19 protein-coding genes are annotated in these 14,238 nt (G+C 65.4%); 10 read left to right on the top strand and 9 right to left on the bottom strand.

Annotated features, from left to right (window positions below):
- Nucleotides 1–33: 33 nt before the first annotated feature.
- Nucleotides 34–924 carry a DUF6293 family protein gene (locus ABEJ63_RS02185; RefSeq protein ID WP_375794708.1) on the top strand — a complete coding sequence of 297 codons (891 nt, stop codon included), beginning with the start codon at nt 34–36 and terminating at the stop codon, nt 922–924.
- A 3-nt stretch (nt 925–927) separates the two neighbouring features.
- Here the strand turns inward: ABEJ63_RS02185 and ABEJ63_RS02190 are convergent, their stop codons facing one another.
- Together ABEJ63_RS02190 and ABEJ63_RS02195 are read right to left on the bottom strand one after the other, a co-directional pair.
- Nucleotides 928–1,347, bottom strand: a complete 420-nt coding sequence (locus tag ABEJ63_RS02190; protein ID WP_375794709.1) for a Rieske (2Fe-2S) protein — start codon at nt 1,345–1,347, stop codon at nt 928–930.
- Between the two features lie 39 nt (nt 1,348–1,386).
- Nucleotides 1,387–2,349, bottom strand: a complete 963-nt coding sequence (locus tag ABEJ63_RS02195) for a transcription initiation factor IIB family protein (RefSeq protein ID WP_375794710.1) — start codon at nt 2,347–2,349, stop codon at nt 1,387–1,389.
- A 102-nt stretch (nt 2,350–2,451) separates the two neighbouring features.
- On the opposite strand from ABEJ63_RS02195, the gene rnhA reads away from it, so the two are divergent.
- Both rnhA and ABEJ63_RS02205 read left to right on the top strand, forming a co-directional pair.
- Nucleotides 2,452–3,045: a ribonuclease HI gene (rnhA, locus tag ABEJ63_RS02200; RefSeq protein WP_375794711.1), complete on the top strand. Its 594-nt coding sequence runs from the start codon at nt 2,452–2,454 to the stop codon at nt 3,043–3,045.
- On the top strand, nt 3,035–3,637 hold the full coding sequence (locus ABEJ63_RS02205; protein ID WP_375794712.1) for a rnhA operon protein: 603 nt from the start codon (nt 3,035–3,037) through the stop codon (nt 3,635–3,637). The genes rnhA and ABEJ63_RS02205 overlap by 11 nt, the downstream gene beginning before the upstream one ends.
- Here the strand turns inward: ABEJ63_RS02205 and ABEJ63_RS02210 are convergent, their stop codons facing one another.
- Nucleotides 3,638–3,988, bottom strand: a complete 351-nt coding sequence (locus tag ABEJ63_RS02210) for a PadR family transcriptional regulator (RefSeq protein WP_375794713.1) — start codon at nt 3,986–3,988, stop codon at nt 3,638–3,640.
- A 167-nt stretch (nt 3,989–4,155) separates the two neighbouring features.
- On the opposite strand from ABEJ63_RS02210, the gene ABEJ63_RS02215 reads away from it, so the two are divergent.
- Nucleotides 4,156–4,689 carry an inorganic diphosphatase gene (locus ABEJ63_RS02215; RefSeq protein WP_375794714.1) on the top strand — a complete coding sequence of 178 codons (534 nt, stop codon included), beginning with the start codon at nt 4,156–4,158 and terminating at the stop codon, nt 4,687–4,689.
- Here ABEJ63_RS02215 and ABEJ63_RS02220 read toward each other — a convergent pair.
- On the bottom strand, nt 4,686–5,345 hold the full coding sequence (locus ABEJ63_RS02220; protein WP_375794715.1) for an HAD family hydrolase: 660 nt from the start codon (nt 5,343–5,345) through the stop codon (nt 4,686–4,688). The two genes, ABEJ63_RS02215 and ABEJ63_RS02220, sit on opposite strands and share 4 nt — an antisense overlap.
- An 81-nt stretch (nt 5,346–5,426) precedes the next feature.
- Between ABEJ63_RS02220 and pyrF the strand changes: the two genes are divergently transcribed.
- Entirely contained in the window at nt 5,427–6,224 is a 798-nt protein-coding gene (gene pyrF / locus ABEJ63_RS02225; protein ID WP_375794716.1) for an orotidine-5'-phosphate decarboxylase, read from the top strand.
- A 334-nt stretch (nt 6,225–6,558) separates the two neighbouring features.
- On the opposite strand, the gene ABEJ63_RS02230 is transcribed toward pyrF, so the two are convergent.
- The gene (locus ABEJ63_RS02230; RefSeq protein ID WP_375794717.1) at nt 6,559–6,762 is read right to left on the bottom strand and encodes a hypothetical protein; all 204 of its coding nucleotides are present in this window, start codon (nt 6,760–6,762) and stop codon (nt 6,559–6,561) included.
- Nucleotides 6,763–6,836: 74 nt separating this feature from the next.
- Here ABEJ63_RS02230 and ABEJ63_RS02235 point away from each other — a divergent pair, with 74 nt between their 5' ends.
- The 4 genes from ABEJ63_RS02235 (at nt 6,837) to ABEJ63_RS02250 (ending at nt 10,749) form a co-directional block, all read left to right on the top strand.
- Complete coding sequence (locus ABEJ63_RS02235) at nt 6,837–7,346, top strand: J domain-containing protein (RefSeq protein ID WP_375794718.1); 510 nt, start codon at nt 6,837–6,839, stop codon at nt 7,344–7,346.
- A 28-nt stretch (nt 7,347–7,374) separates the two neighbouring features.
- Nucleotides 7,375–8,085 carry an HAD hydrolase family protein gene (locus ABEJ63_RS02240; RefSeq protein WP_375794719.1) on the top strand — a complete coding sequence of 237 codons (711 nt, stop codon included), beginning with the start codon at nt 7,375–7,377 and terminating at the stop codon, nt 8,083–8,085.
- Between the two features lie 66 nt (nt 8,086–8,151).
- On the top strand, nt 8,152–9,765 hold the full coding sequence (locus tag ABEJ63_RS02245) for a GTPBP1 family GTP-binding protein (RefSeq protein ID WP_375794720.1): 1,614 nt from the start codon (nt 8,152–8,154) through the stop codon (nt 9,763–9,765).
- A gap of 33 nt (nt 9,766–9,798) precedes the next feature.
- A complete protein-coding gene (locus ABEJ63_RS02250) occupies nt 9,799–10,749 on the top strand; it encodes a M48 family metallopeptidase (RefSeq protein WP_375794721.1) in 951 nt (316 codons plus the stop codon).
- Here the strand turns inward: ABEJ63_RS02250 and ABEJ63_RS02255 are convergent.
- From ABEJ63_RS02255 to ABEJ63_RS02270, 4 genes are all read right to left on the bottom strand, one after another.
- Nucleotides 10,743–11,429, bottom strand: a complete 687-nt coding sequence (locus ABEJ63_RS02255; protein WP_375794722.1) for an HAD family hydrolase — start codon at nt 11,427–11,429, stop codon at nt 10,743–10,745. The two genes, ABEJ63_RS02250 and ABEJ63_RS02255, sit on opposite strands and share 7 nt — an antisense overlap.
- Nucleotides 11,430–11,458: 29 nt before the next feature.
- The gene (locus ABEJ63_RS02260) at nt 11,459–11,944 is read right to left on the bottom strand and encodes a hypothetical protein (RefSeq protein WP_375794723.1); all 486 of its coding nucleotides are present in this window, start codon (nt 11,942–11,944) and stop codon (nt 11,459–11,461) included.
- Nucleotides 11,941–12,873, bottom strand: coding sequence for a methenyltetrahydromethanopterin cyclohydrolase (gene mch / locus ABEJ63_RS02265; protein ID WP_375794724.1), 933 nt, complete (start codon nt 12,871–12,873; stop codon nt 11,941–11,943). The genes ABEJ63_RS02260 and mch overlap by 4 nt, the downstream gene beginning before the upstream one ends.
- Nucleotides 12,874–12,942: 69 nt before the next feature.
- A complete protein-coding gene (locus ABEJ63_RS02270; protein ID WP_375794725.1) occupies nt 12,943–13,254 on the bottom strand; it encodes an MTH1187 family thiamine-binding protein in 312 nt (103 codons plus the stop codon).
- A 53-nt stretch (nt 13,255–13,307) separates the two neighbouring features.
- Here ABEJ63_RS02270 and ABEJ63_RS02275 point away from each other — a divergent pair, with 53 nt between their 5' ends.
- Complete coding sequence (locus ABEJ63_RS02275) at nt 13,308–14,156, top strand: alpha/beta fold hydrolase (protein ID WP_375794726.1); 849 nt, start codon at nt 13,308–13,310, stop codon at nt 14,154–14,156.
- The last annotated feature ends 82 nt before the right edge of the window (nt 14,157–14,238 follow it).

Below are 14,238 nucleotides of genomic sequence, written 5' to 3' on the forward strand. Positions count from 1 at the left end.
ACCCTTTTGTCCAGCTCCGCCGAAGCCAGGGGCATGCAGACGCACATAGTGCCGGTCGGCTTCGACTACGACCGGCTCATCGCCCCACTCGTGCGCGACCGGGTCACCGTCGACCGGGTTGTCCTGCTAGAAGGGGCGGTGGGGAGCGAGGCGAACGTGGAGTATTCCCGGAACCTCGGGGGCAAACTCGAGCAGGATTTCGAGAATCTACTCGGTGCCGAGACGGAGCGGTACGGCGTTAGCGATGTCTACGACTACGACGCCGCATTCGCACAGGCGTTTGATCTCATCAACGCAGAACTGGACGCCGGCAACGAGGTGTGGGTGAACGTCTCATCGATGCCGCGGGTCGTCTCGTTTGCCTTTGCCACCGCTGCCCACTCGATTGCTGTCGAGCGGGCCGATGACCGCGACCGTGTCCACACTTACTACACCGCTCCCGAGAAGTACCTCGAGACGGAGCTCGCTGAGGAACTGCGCGCGGGCGCAGAACTGCTTGATGACGTGCTTGCAGGGGAGGCCGACGACGCCCGAGTACGGGAGCGGCTTGAGACAGCCCGCGACCTGCTCGCGGAGTTCGACGAGCGCGGGACGACCATCGGCGCCAAGGAGTTCGACGGCAGCCACATCGTCGAACTCCCGGTTGCCTCCTTCTCCAATGTGAAGCCATTCGAGGAGCTCATCCTGTTCACGCTGGGAGAACACGGTGAGTTCGAGTCCGTGAGCGACCTCGCAGAGACGCTGGCGCGCGAACTGGGCGAGGAGTACACCGACTCCTTCCGGTCGAAGGTCATCTACAATGTCGACCGGCTCGGCCCTGGCGGCAAAGGATACATCGAACAGGAGGAACAAGGGAAATCGTATCGGACACGGCTCTCGCGTATCGGCGAGCTGTGGGTTCACTCCCATACCGCCGAGTTCTGACGGTTATGTGCCTGAGAAGTCGATTCGCCCCCGTGAGGAGAGGTCGATGTCGTCACTTGGCCCGCGGTGGGCGAACTCGTAGTCGTCGTCGGTCAGGTAGACGGCCCCTTCATGAACCGTTACGTCGACCTCGGTGAGGTAAGCCCCCTCACAGGGGCCATGGGTGCATTCGCCGTCCGTCGCCGCGAACGTAGCGCCGTGCTTCTGACACCATATCTCCCCGTCCGTTACGCGCGCACCCGACCCCTTGTCGAGGCGGACGTCCGTCCAGTGCTGGCAGGTGTTCTCCCAGCAGGCGACCCCGTCGGCGAGTTGAATCAGGAGCGCCTCCTGTTCGTCGAACCCCTGGCGAAGCGTGACGAGCAGCGTTGAGTCACGGGGAATCTCGTCGAGGTCGGCAAGCTTCCGGTCGTCGGTGAACACACAGGTAGAACGAGTGCTGGCGTCTCGAACGTTGTGGTGTCAGTACAGCTCCATTGCCTCGATCTGCTCCTGGTAGCGGTTGCGGATGGTGACCTCGGTGACCTGTGCGACGTCGGCGACCTCTCGTTGTGTTTTCTTCTCGTTACAGAGCAGCGAAGCGGCGTAGATGGCCGCCGCGGCGTATCCTGTCGGCGACTTGCCCGACAGGAGCCCCTGTTCGGCCGTGGTGTCGATTATCTCTTTGGCCTTCGCGCGGACTTCCTCGCTCGCGTTCAGGTCAGAACAAAACCGGGGAACGTACTTCTTCGGATCGACGGGCTCCATCTCTAAGCCGAGTTCCTGCGAGACGTAGCGATAAGTGCGGCCGATCTCCTTGCGCTCGACGCGAGACACCTCACTTATCTCCTCCAGCGATCGTGGGATGCCTTCCTTCCGACAGGCGGCGTACAGCGTCGCTGTAGACACTCCTTCGATGGAGCGGCCACGGATGAGATCCTCGTCGAGCGCGCGCCGGTAGATGACCGACGCCACCTCCCGTACCGACCGGGGGACTCCCAGCGCCGAGGACATCCGATCGATTTCGGAGAGTGCAAACTGGAGGTTCCGCTCGCCGGCATCTTTCGTCCGGATGCGCTCCTGCCATTTCCGCAGTCGGTGCATCTGTGAGCGCTTCTCCGAAGAGATCGAGCGGCCGTACGCGTCCTTGTCCTTCCAGTCGATCTGCGTCGTCAACCCCTTGTCGTGCATCGTCTCCGTCGTGGGCGCCCCCACCCGAGATTTGGACTGACGTTCGGAGTGGTTGAACGCGCGCCACTCCGGTCCCCGGTCGATGTTCGACTCGTCGACGACGAGTCCACACTCGTCACAGACGGTCTCATGGTCCCCCGTGCTGACGAGCGCGTCGGCCCCACAGTCGGGACAGCCGGATTCGGTCTCGGACTCGCGTTCGTCCTCGTCGACCGTCTCCGACTCACGCTGGCGCTCGCGGCTCGGCCGTGTCATACATCTTTGCCCGACGGCTGTTACTGGTATAAAAGTATAGGGGGTTCCTGACCCAGCCGCGGGAACGGAACGGCTAACGACCCGGCTCTCTGAGAGTTGGACGTGCCAGTGATTGCGTGTGACCCCGAGACGGCTCGTGACCGGCTGACGGCTGCTGGGATCGCCGTCGCGGACGGCAACACCGACCATGAGCGGTGGCGTGCGAGCCACGCCGGCGCGACGGCCGTTGCCTACGATGACAAGGTGGTTGTCCAGGGGAGCGACACCGCCCAACTTGTCGGCCTCCTGCGAGAGGACGGCGGCCGCGCACACGTCTACTTTGACGGCGCCTCCCGCGGCAATCCCGGGCCCGCCGCGGTCGGCTACGCCGTCGTCACGGGCGACGGTATCATCGCAGAGGGGGGCGAGCGAATTGGGAAGACGACGAACAACCGTGCGGAGTATGCCGCACTTATCAAGGCGCTCGAGGTAGCCGCCGACCACGGCTTTGAGGAGATCCATGTCCGCGGCGACTCCGAATTGGTTGTCAAGCAGGTTCGCGGCGAGTGGAACGTGAACGAGCCGGCGCTGCGGGAGAAGCGGGTGCGCGCTCGCGAGTTACTCACAGAGTTCGACAAGTGGACCCTCGAGCACGTTCCGCGGGAGATAAACGAGCGGGCGGATGAACTGGCGAACGACGCACTCGATGCTGCCTGACGACATCATCGACGAGGCCGAGCGGCTGACGCGGCTGGCTCGGGAGGCCGACGCTCGACTTGCTCACACCAACGACGAGGCAGTCACCCGTGGCAGTCCCTTCGAGGACGGGTACACGGGACAGACAGAGGCCGACCGCTACCGCGCGCGCCGCGACGAATTGCTCGCTGAACACGGCTATGTTGCCCGTGTCCGCTCGGAGGATACCGCCGAGGTGCTCGTCTGTCACCCAACATCGTGGCTTGACGACGAGGGAACTGTAGTTGTCGAACGGGTCGACCCCGAGGAGGCCGTCGAAATACAGCTGTCTGGCACCGGCGACAGCGACGAGTGGAAGACTGTCGAAGCGCACAATCGCGCGGTCGCCGAGGCGGTTTCCGAGCGTCACGGCGAGGTTCACGGCTTCAACGCCCATCGACTGGCCGACTTCGCCGGCAACCACTACGCGAAGCCAATAGAGGACCTGACGCCCGCAGAACGCGAGGAGTTCCTCACGGAGTACTACCCACGCAACGGCTGGCCAAACGACAAGCAGCGTGCGCTGGTAGCCGAGTCGGTCGAGCTGGCCCGGGAGTTGGCGCTCGACGACTAACTATTCGAGGAGTTCCTTGAGGGCGGTTGCGCGCGTCTCGTCAGCGGTGAACTTCTCGAACTCCCAGGCGAACTGGTTGAGTAGCGTCTCGGCGCCTGCCTCGGTGAGTTCGTACTGGTTGGTCCGCTTGTCGAGTTCACTCTTCTCAACAAGACCGAGTTCGACGAGATCGTCGAGATTCGGGTACAGGCGCCCATGGTTTACCTCCGTCCCATAGTACTCCTCCAGTTCCCGCTTGATGGCAAGCCCGTAGCGGGCCTCCTCTGCGAGGATAGTGAGGATGTTACGCTGGAACGCCGTAAGTTCGCTTGCGGTACCGGGGTCTGCCGAAATTGATTGTGCCTCTGACATGGTTTGGGATAACCCTCCGCGCGTGTCTCATGCCCGGTCAGCGCACGGAGCGTTACAACACCCGTAAACTCGTTAATAATTAGAGGCTTTCGGATACGCCGAGACGGCCGCTACGGCAAGCGTGACCAACCGAAAGTAGTTTTTGGCCGCCCGTCGGACCGCAGATGATGACGAATCTCTGGGCAGACCTCGAGACGGGCCCGGATGCCCCCGAGGAGATTTACGCCGTTGTAGAGTGTCTCAAAGGCGATCGCAACAAGTACGAGTACGACAAGGACATTCCTGGCGTAATGCTCGACCGGGTGCTCCACTCGAACGTCCACTATCCCGGCGACTACGGATTCATCCCACAGTCGTATTACGACGACGAGGATCCGTTCGACGTGCTGGTACTCGTTGAGGACCAGACGTTCCCGGGCTGTGTTATCGAGGCTCGACCGGTCGCACTGATGCGGATGGACGACGATGGCGAGAAGGACGACAAGGTCATTGCGGTCCCCCGTGAGGACCCCCGCTTTGACCACATCGAGGACCTCGAGGACATCACTCAACAGCAGCTCGACGAGATTGCTGAGTTCTTCGAGACCTACAAGAACCTTGAGGCGGGCAAAGAAGTCGAGACGCTTGGCTTCGAGGACCGGCAGGCGGCCTACGACGCTATCGAACACGCTCAGGAACTCTACGAGGAGCAGTTCGGCTAAAGCGACGCCAGCACACCCGGGAGTTCCTCGACAAGCCGGGCGCGACGGACGGTTGCGGCCGCCTGAGGGTGTGCGTCGGGTCCGCCATCGTAGCACACTTGGATGGGCACCAATCCGGCTACGCGGGCTCCGACTACGTCCTTCTGCGGGTGGTCACCGACGTACGCGACCGTTGCCGCCGGCACGTCGAGTCCATCTACCAGTGCGCCGAAGGCCCGGGCATCCGGCTTGGGCGCCGCGAGCCCCCCCGTCGCGAGGATGACGTCGAACAGCTTGCTCCAGCCGAGCTGATTGAGCTTGCCGCGCTGCGTACCGACCGGTCCGTCAGTGAGCAGACCGAGCCGATAGCGGTCGCCCAGCGCCGCGAGTAAGCCGGCCACGTCGCCGACAGGGGTGAGCGACTCGGCGAGTACCGATCGGTAGGCTGCCGCAAGCGCCGCGGGATCTGTCTCGGTGTCTCGATCCTCGAGTAGCGCCGCGAAGACCGGCTCACGGGTCGTCGCGTCGCTGTAACGGTCATGGGCCGCGAGGTAATCGCGCCGCGAGAGCGGCGGCGCGTCGACGCGGTCGGTCGCCGCCGCAAGCAGCGCTGACCGCGGGCGCTCCGTGACGGCGAGGGTGTCATCGAGGTCGAACCCGACCGCACGCAACTCCATACGAATACGACGGCGCCGGGGAACTTGTGGTTGACCCCGCGAGTCGCAACGTTGTAGTATGGCGGCGGCCACCTGCTGACGATGGGGTTCTTCGACGACCTTGCGACTCGCATCGACGCGACCAATAGCGTCGTTTCCGTTGGCCTCGACCCCGATCCGGGCCGGCTTCCTGACTTCATTGACGCAGACCTCCCGCGATGGGCATTCAACCGACGGGTCATCGACGCGACCAACGAGCATGCGGCCTGCTACAAGCCCAACGCCGCGTTCTACGAGGACGCCGACGGCTGGCGCGCGCTTCGAGAGACGATTGCGTACGCCCACGGCAAGGACATCCCGGTCCTGCTGGACGCAAAGCGGGCCGATATTGGTAACACCGCCCGCCAGTACGCTCGCGTTCTTGAAGAGGTGGATGCCATCACGGTCAACCCGTACCTTGGTGAAGATGCGATTCGGCCGTTCCTCAATCATGACGGCGCCGGCGTGTTTGTGCTCGCGCGCACCTCCAATCCCGGCGCACGTGACTTCCAGAACCTTACCGTCGGCAATGACACGAAGCTATACGAGTACGTCGCCCGTCGTGCGGCAGAGTGGGACGATGGGAACGTCGGACTAGTCGTCGGCGCCACAGCGTCTGAGGAGTTGGCGGCTGTCCGCGAGCTGGCGCCGAAGCTCCCGTTCCTCGTGCCAGGTGTGGGCGCACAGGGGGGCGACGCCGAGGCCGCCATCGCGCATGGGCTCGCAGACGGTGTTGGCCTCGTTAACTCCTCGCGAGGCATCATCTTCGCCGGCGAGGACAGCGAGGATGGTGACGCCTACTTCCGGGCGGTCGGCGCGGCGGCCCGCCGGCTCAAGTCTCAACTCAATGAGCACCGCTGACCGCGCAACGGACAGCGCCGACAAGCAGCACACGAGCGGTGCTGGGCGGGTTGTGTGTGGCACAGAAGCGGATTTTTACCGTGTTGAGCGTGGACTGTACGTGTGCGGGAACTGTGGATTAATCGCTAACAGCGACCTGAATGCGGCGGCGAATATGGGAGCAACGGGAACTCCGAGTCCGTCATAGGATAGGAGCACCGGCTGATTGACACAGCCATCGGTACGCCAGTCTGATTTATCATTAGGGAGAGTCGCCCCACAGGAACAGGTCGTGTCGTACCCACAATATCCCAACGGCGGTCGGGAATCCTTTCGCGTCAGCGTGAGGAGGGTGTCAAATCCGGTAGGTGTCAACACCGTCACGCCACTCATCGTTGTCGGAGGTGGCTTCGCCCGGTCGTTTGAGCTCGGAGGCACACTCCGTGCAGTAGCCCGTCTCGCGGTCATAGTGCTCGTCACAGACAAGCTTCCCACAGCGGTCACAGCCGAAGGCGGCATCCCCTGTGGCGCAGACCTCGCAGCCTCCCGAGACGCTCATGTGAACGACTATCAGACGGATGGTGAAAAGTCTCAGGGCGAGATGCTTACGGGGACCGGGGGCGTACGACGCCCGTGAACCGGTCACCGCTCGTCGTCGGGCTCGCGGGGGTGTTTGCGGGGATGACAGTGCTGCTCGTCGTCCTCGCGGCCGTATTTCGGGAGCTCGTCGTGCTGTTCGTCGCGATTCCCTTCGCCGCCGCGACGTACTTCTTTTGGCAGCACGCCTCCGGCCGGCTCCGCGAGCGCCTGCGTCGGCAGGCCGCTCGCGCTCGTGCCACAGACCAGGGCGACACAGACCGCGGTGGATTCGGAGCCGGTCCGCGGTTCGGCGACGCCCAGAGCCGATTCGACCGCGAGACGCGACAGGCCGATGGCGGCGCGCGTGGCCGCCGGCCCCCAGATCCCGACCCGGGCCCGTCCCGGCGAGAGGCCTACGAGACGCTCGGGCTCGACCCCGGCGCCGAGGAGGCGGCTGTCCGGCGTGCTTACCGGGAACAAGTGAAAGAGACTCACCCCGACCGCGGTGGCGACGAGGAACAGTTCAAGCGGGTCACGGCCGCCTATGAGCGACTGACCGAGTAGCTTTCAGTCCACGTCGCCACCCGCACGTATGCGCCCACTTATTGTCGATATCGACGGGACGCTCACTCAGCCCGAAGGGGGGCTCGACCCGAGGGTGTGTGACGCGCTGCGGGCGTACGCCGAGGAGGCACCGGTAATTATCGCTACCGGGAAGGCGTTCCCGTTCCCGGTCGCGCTGTGTGGTTTCCTGTCCGTCCCGCGGCGCGTCGTCGCCGAGAACGGCGGCGTCACGCTGTGCGAGCGGACCCCTGGTGGCGAGTACGGCGGCGGCGACGCCGAAGGCATCGTCTACAACGGTGACCCGGCGGCCGCGGCGGCGACCGCCGACGACTACCGCGCGGCGGGCCACGACCTCGGCTGGGGACAGCCGGATCTTGTCAACTACTGGCGGGAGACAGAGGTCGCGGTGGCCCGTGACCGCCCCTTAGGCCCGCTTGAGGAGTGTGCGGCTGCCCACGGTCAGGAGGTAATCGACACAGGTTACGCATACCATGTCAAGAGCCCAAATGTCGACAAGGCGACGGGCCTCGCGAGCGCGGCCGAGCGTCTCGGCCGCGAGTCCAAGGAATTCCTTGCGATCGGAGACAGCGAGAACGACGCTGCGGCCTTCGCGGTCGCAAGCGAGTCGTACGCCGTCGCAAACGCCGACGAGACGGCGAAGGCGGCGGCTGACCACGTGACGGACGCCGGCTACGCCGACGGTTTTCTTGAGGCGCTTGAGCGTGCGAACGCCCGGTAGCGGTCGCGAACCCCCGCGTTGTCCGCCGAGGAAGGCTTTTGGTCGGCGGGTTGTTAGCAGTCAGCAATGAGCGCCGACCGGGCCGTCCTCGATCGCGCCCTCGCCCGGGGCGAACAGGAGGGCGGCAGCGTCGAGTTCAAGGAGCGCTTGACCAAAGACCTCCACCTCTCCGAGGGCCGGCTCGAGTCGCTCGCCGCCCAACTACGCCACCGGGTGCTGTCCGGCGATGGGGAGGCTACCTACGTAGTCGGTGTCACCGATGACGGCGGCGTGGCGGGCATCCAGCCAGACGCGTTCTCCGAGACGATGGATGTCCTGTCGCTGTTGGCCGAGGAGGCTGGCGCCCACATTGACGACGTACAGACATGGGACGCAGGCGACACCGACGGAATCGTCGGCGTCGCTACACTCCGCGAAGGTGCCGTTCTCGACACCGATGATGACCATATCGTCGTTGGGACGGCCGGCCACGTCGATCATGGCAAATCAACACTGGTCGGCTCGTTGGTCACCGGCCAGCCGGACGACGGCCAGGGCGGCACGCGCTCATTCCTCGATGTCCAGCCCCACGAGGTAGAGCGAGGGCTGTCGGCGGACCTCTCGTACGGCGTCTACGGCTTCGACGAGCGGGGTGGCCCCATCCGGATGGACAATCCAGACCGCAAGTCCGACCGCGCGGCTGTTGTGCGCGAGGCCGAACGGCTGGTCTCCTTCGTCGACACCGTCGGCCACGAACCGTGGCTCCGCACCACCATCCGCGGGCTCGTCGGTCAGAAGCTTGACTACGGGCTGCTCGTCGTCGCGGCCGACGATGGCCCGACCAAGACAACCCGCGAACACCTCGGTATCCTACTTGCCACCGAGCTACCGACGGTCGTCGCAGTGACAAAGGCCGACGCCGTGAGCGACGAGCGGGTCGCTGAGGTGGAACGTGAGGTGGAGCGGCTGCTGCGTGATGCCGACCGAACGCCGCTGTCGATCGAACGCCACGGCGTCGACGCCGCAATCGAGGAAATAAACGAACAGGTGGTGCCCGTGCTCACGACGAGCGCGGTGACGATGGACGGGCTCCCGGTGCTTGACGAGCTGTTCGAGCGGCTCCCCAAGACAGACCACGACGCCGACGGCGACTTCTCGATGTATGTCGACCGGACCTACTCTGTAACGGGGGTCGGTGCCGTTGCCTCAGGCACCGTCCGCACAGGCCGTGTTGAGGCCGGCGATGAACTCCTGCTCGGCCCGATGTCCGACGGCTCCTTCCGAGAGGTCGAAGCAAGGAGTATCGAGATGCACTACCACCGGGTTGACGAGGCGCGGGCCGGCCGTATCGTCGGTATCGCACTTAAAGGGGTGAAGGAGGCCGACATCGAACGGGGAATGGTGCTGGTCCCCCGTGACTCAGCGCCGACGCCGGTCCGCGAGTTCACTGCCGAAGTGATGGTGCTCAATCATCCGACGCGCATCGACGACGGGTACGAGCCAGTGATTCACCTCGAGACCGTGAGCGAGGCCGCGTCGATCCACCCTGCGGAAGGGCAATTACTGCCTGGCGACTCTGGCATTGCTCGCATCCGCTTCAAATTCCAACCATACCTCGTCGAGGAGGGCCAGCGGTTCGTCTTCCGCGAAGGATCAAGCAAAGGTGTCGGTACTGTCACCGACGTGACGCCTGCCGAGTAACGCTTTCTGGGCTCGGGCGTCTGCGTCTCAGATATGCGCCGCCCGGCTGCGCGCCTACTCGCCGTCGTCGCTGGCGCCGTCACGCTCGTCGCCTACGCCGCCAGCGCCTACGTGGTCTGGCGCGGACTGCTGTTCGTCTGGCGACGCCGACCCGACCCGCTCCTGACGGTGGCGGTCGTTGTCGCGACGACGGCCGCACTCGGGTATGCCTCCTACGCGTTTGGCACCGCTGGTATCCTTCGGTCACTCGGCGCCGACCCACTCTCGCGGCGGGAGATGCCAGAACTGTACCGCCGGCTCGGCGCGCTCTCGAACCGGCTCGGCGTTGACACACCGACGGTGTGTGTCGCCCGAATGGAGGCACCGAACGCGCTTGCACTGGGTGGCCCTTCTGATGGCGTTATCGTACTGGATGCGCGGCTGTTCCGGCTCCTGTCCGCTCGTGAACTTGAGGCCATCCTGGCACACGAACTTGCTCACTTGGACGCCCGCGACGGGCTGGTGCAGACGCTCGGCGCGACGCTCGTCTCGACGGCCGCCGGAGTCGTCGCCGTCGTGTTGTTACCGGCACTGCTGCTCGCGGTCGGACTGGCCCGCGCGTTCGCGCTTGCCCGCGGTCAAGACCGACAGATGCGGGAGGCAGCGACGGCTCGCGCCCGCGCAGCTGTCGGCTCCGTCGCTGTTCTCCTGCTGTTCGGATTGACGGTGCTCCTGCGGGCTTACTCGCGGCGCCGTGAACTGGCCGCTGACGACACCGCCGCTACCCTCACCGACTATCCTGCGGCGCTGGCCTCGGCATTGGCGCGCATCAAGCGGGCGACGGCCGCGAGCGGCCTGCTCTCGTCGCTGTACATCCACGGCGACGAGGAAGGAACGCTCACCCGGCTTTTGGCGACCCACCCGCCGATGGACGAGCGCATCCGCCGGCTCCGCGAGCAGGCCGCCGCTTCCGACTCGACCGTCCGCCGGATTCCGGTTCAGTAGTCACGCCAGGGCGGCTCCGCGAGCTCGCGCATCGACCGGAGTCTGTAGGTGGGCGCTGGGTCACCGGATTCGTCCTCGCCCGCGAGCCACGCGGAGGCGAGACCGGCCGCGTGCGCGCCGGTCACGTCCGACGCGTGAGAGTTGCCAACGTGTACCGTCTGGTCGGGGGTGGCTCCCAGATCAGCCAGCGCCCGCTCGAACGGCTCCGGATGGGGCTTCGCTTGCGCGTCGTAGCCGGCATGGACCACCGTCTCGAAGGCGTCGGTTAGCCCCAACCCGCGCAGCTTCGCTTTCTGCATCGCCGGCGCGCCGTTCGTCACGACACCGACGCGGTGGTCGCGCGCGAGTCGGTCGACGGCCTCGAGCGCGCCGGGCAGTGGCTCGACATTCGAGTGGTCCCGCTCGGCGGCGAAGGCGCGCGCGACTGCACGGCCCAGCTCCGGATCGCACCCGGCGTCGGCAGAAATGGCCGCGAAACACTCCCGACGCAGTTCGCGAACATCTTCGGTGTCGTCGACGAACTCGGGGTATCGGTCGTGGTACTCCGCCTGACCGAAGTACGGCTCTACCCCCACCTGCTCGAAGGCGGCCGCCAGCACCTCGTCGGCGCTCCGCCGGTAGCGACACAGCGTGTCGTCCACGTCGAACAGGACGGCCTCGTACACGCTCTCGGGATGCACGTGACGGCTTATATCGTTGACGCGACGCGTCACCCCGTTTGGTAGCCTCCCTCGACCCGCTCGGCGAGTCCGAATAGCACTGTCCACGACAGCAGCCGGTCGACCCGTTCGCGCCACGTCGCCGTCGGGTCAGCGCTGCGGGCCCGCTCCCACGCGGGTATCCGGTCGCGGAGCTGCTCGAAGACGGCCTCAGCTGACAGCGGCCCGTCGGCGTCCGCAAGCACCGTCAGCGTCTCATCGGCGGCGTACACTCGCTCGCGGAACCGGGTCGGCAGCATTTCCGGGTCCCAGCCGTCGCGTACCCGAGCGTAGCCGCGTGTCCCCTCTTCGGCCAACCCGAGCGCGCGACAGAACGTCAGCCACTCCTTCGCCTCGTCCTGCGCGGGGACGTCGGCGTCGGCTATTAACCGACGGCAGCAGGACTCCTCGGCGTCGGGAACGATAGGGACGCTCTCGTGGACGGCTCGGAGGCGATCGAGTGAGTCGGGTGCCGGTGGGATGATCTTGAATCTCACAGCCCGAACGATTCGGCGACGAGCGTCTCGTCAGGCCGCCCGAGTACGTGCGTCTCGCCGCCCACGACATCGACGGTCACCTGTGCGGGCGCGAATACGTCCGTCGGCACCTCGTAGAAATCCCAGTCAGCGTCCGCGAAGATGTCAGCGAAAGGTCGGCCGTACGCCTCACTCGCCGTCGAGGGAAGTTCATCGAACCGGTCGAATGGCTCGTCGACGGTGAGATGGACTCGACCTCCATACGCAAGCGCGTCGTTCGTCCGCGCGACGGCAGTCTCGTAGTCATCGGCCACGGGCGCGATTGGCGCACTCGCGTGGACTGTTAACACATCGAGCGGGTCGTAGCCAAGTTCCGCTAGCCGGAACGTCGCCATCTCGCCGGCCCGTGCCGCCAACGCTACACTCCCCGTGATGGAGTCGGTGCGGAATGCGGGCAAGAAGACAGAGCCAGGCTCCAGCTCGCAGGCCTCGGCGACGTGTTCGGCAACGTCGTCACCGGGCAATTCGTCGGCCTCCAGACATAGCGTGGCGAACTCGCAGGCGTCGGCGTAGCCGGTTCGCCGGAACACCTCCTCCTCAGCGACGAGTGCGCGGGCCGGTCCGGAACCAAGTCCCTCGAACTCGTCCGTCGACATCTCCCAGCCGGCCTTCTGCGAGCAGAGAAGTGCCAGCGCCGGGTGGTCGGTATGGAGCCGGACGTGCGGAATCGGGGCGTCTGCGACGGTACCCGATTCAGTCTGGACGGTCGCGAGTCCACCGGTCTGAATCTCGGCCAACAGGAGCCCAGCCTCGTAGCCACCGGTCGCGTCGACGCCGAAGTCGAGGACCGTCGCGCCTGACTCAAGTTCGAACGCCTCGACGGCGAGTTCGTCGGCGAAGTCGATGGCCTCGTCAACGAGTTCGAGGGCCATCCGATTGATGCTTTCCATACCCGGACGTAGCGTGTCGAGACAAAAGGCAATGTCCGTTCGGCGGCGCTACCAACTTCAGGCTCTTTGCTACCGCTCGCTGCGGGCCGGCCGGCCAAGTTCAGACTCGACCCGGTCGACCTTCTCGCTGGCCTCGTACTCCCGGGTACGCTTATCGTCTATCTTCAGGAACGTGCTCACACGATCGGCGTCGACGGCCGTGTGTGCGGCCGTCGCGGCGGCCATCAGTTCCTCGATATCCTCGGCTTCAATGACGGTCCCCATCGGGTTTGTCTCGTAGGTAACGTCGAACTCATCAAGCGCGGCGACGGCCTTCGCCACCTCACTGGCCATGCTCCCCTCGATTACGGGTGCGACACTCAACAGCGCGACGACTGTCATATCGGGGCGTCGGCCCCCACCGCTATAACACCGGGTGACGACTGGCCGGCACGATGGACGCCCCCGAGACGCTTACCGTCCGGGCGAACGGTCGCCGGTTCGAGGGATACGCGTACGGCACCGGCGAGCCACTATTGTGCCTCCATGGCTTCCCGGACGAGCCACGGACGTTCGACGCGCTCGCGGCGGAACTCGACGGCTACCGGCTACTCGCGCCGTACATGCGCGGTTATGGACCGAGTGACGGCACTCCCGCCGACGACTACGGACCAGCGGCGCTGGGCGCAGACGCGGCCGCGCTCGGGAACGCGCTCGATACCGACTGCATCATCGGTCACGACTGGGGCGCGGTCGCGACGTACGCCGCGCTCCGATCCGGGGCGTTCGACCGGGCAGCCGTGATGGCTGTCCCGCCGCGATTCGATGCGTTGCTGTTCGCACACCCTCGGCAGTTGCTCCGCTCGTGGTACATCTGGACATTTCAGCTCCCGGGTGCGGTCCGGCTGCTCCGTCGGGATGGGTTCGCGCTCGTTGACCGGCTCTACCGGTCGTGGTCGCCCGGCTGGGACGACCCCGCTCATCGCGAGCGGGTGAAGGAGACGCTGTCGGCGGGCGAGACGGCCGCCAACGCCGTCGAGTACTATCGGGCAATGGGGCGCGGCCTCCTCGCGGCCGTTAGCGACCGCGGTATTCGTGCTCCTGATGAGGGCCAGCCATTCGAGACGCCGACACTCCTGCTGTCGGGCGCTCGCGACGGCTGTATTGGCCCCGCCCTATTTGAACACGCTGGCGACGCATTCAGACGGTGCCGGGTCGTACGCATCCGGGAGGCGGGCCATTTCCTCCACCGAGAGCAGCCGGCCATCGTCGCGAACGAGATAGCAGCGTGGCTGGAGCGGTGATTCGAGTCAAGAGGAGTGCACCGGCCGAGATTTGAACTCGGGTTGTGACCATGGCAAGGTCACGTGATACCACTACACTACC

The organism is Halosegnis sp., assembly GCF_042216475.1.
Taxonomy (GTDB): Archaea; Halobacteriota; Halobacteria; order Halobacteriales; family Haloarculaceae; genus Halosegnis.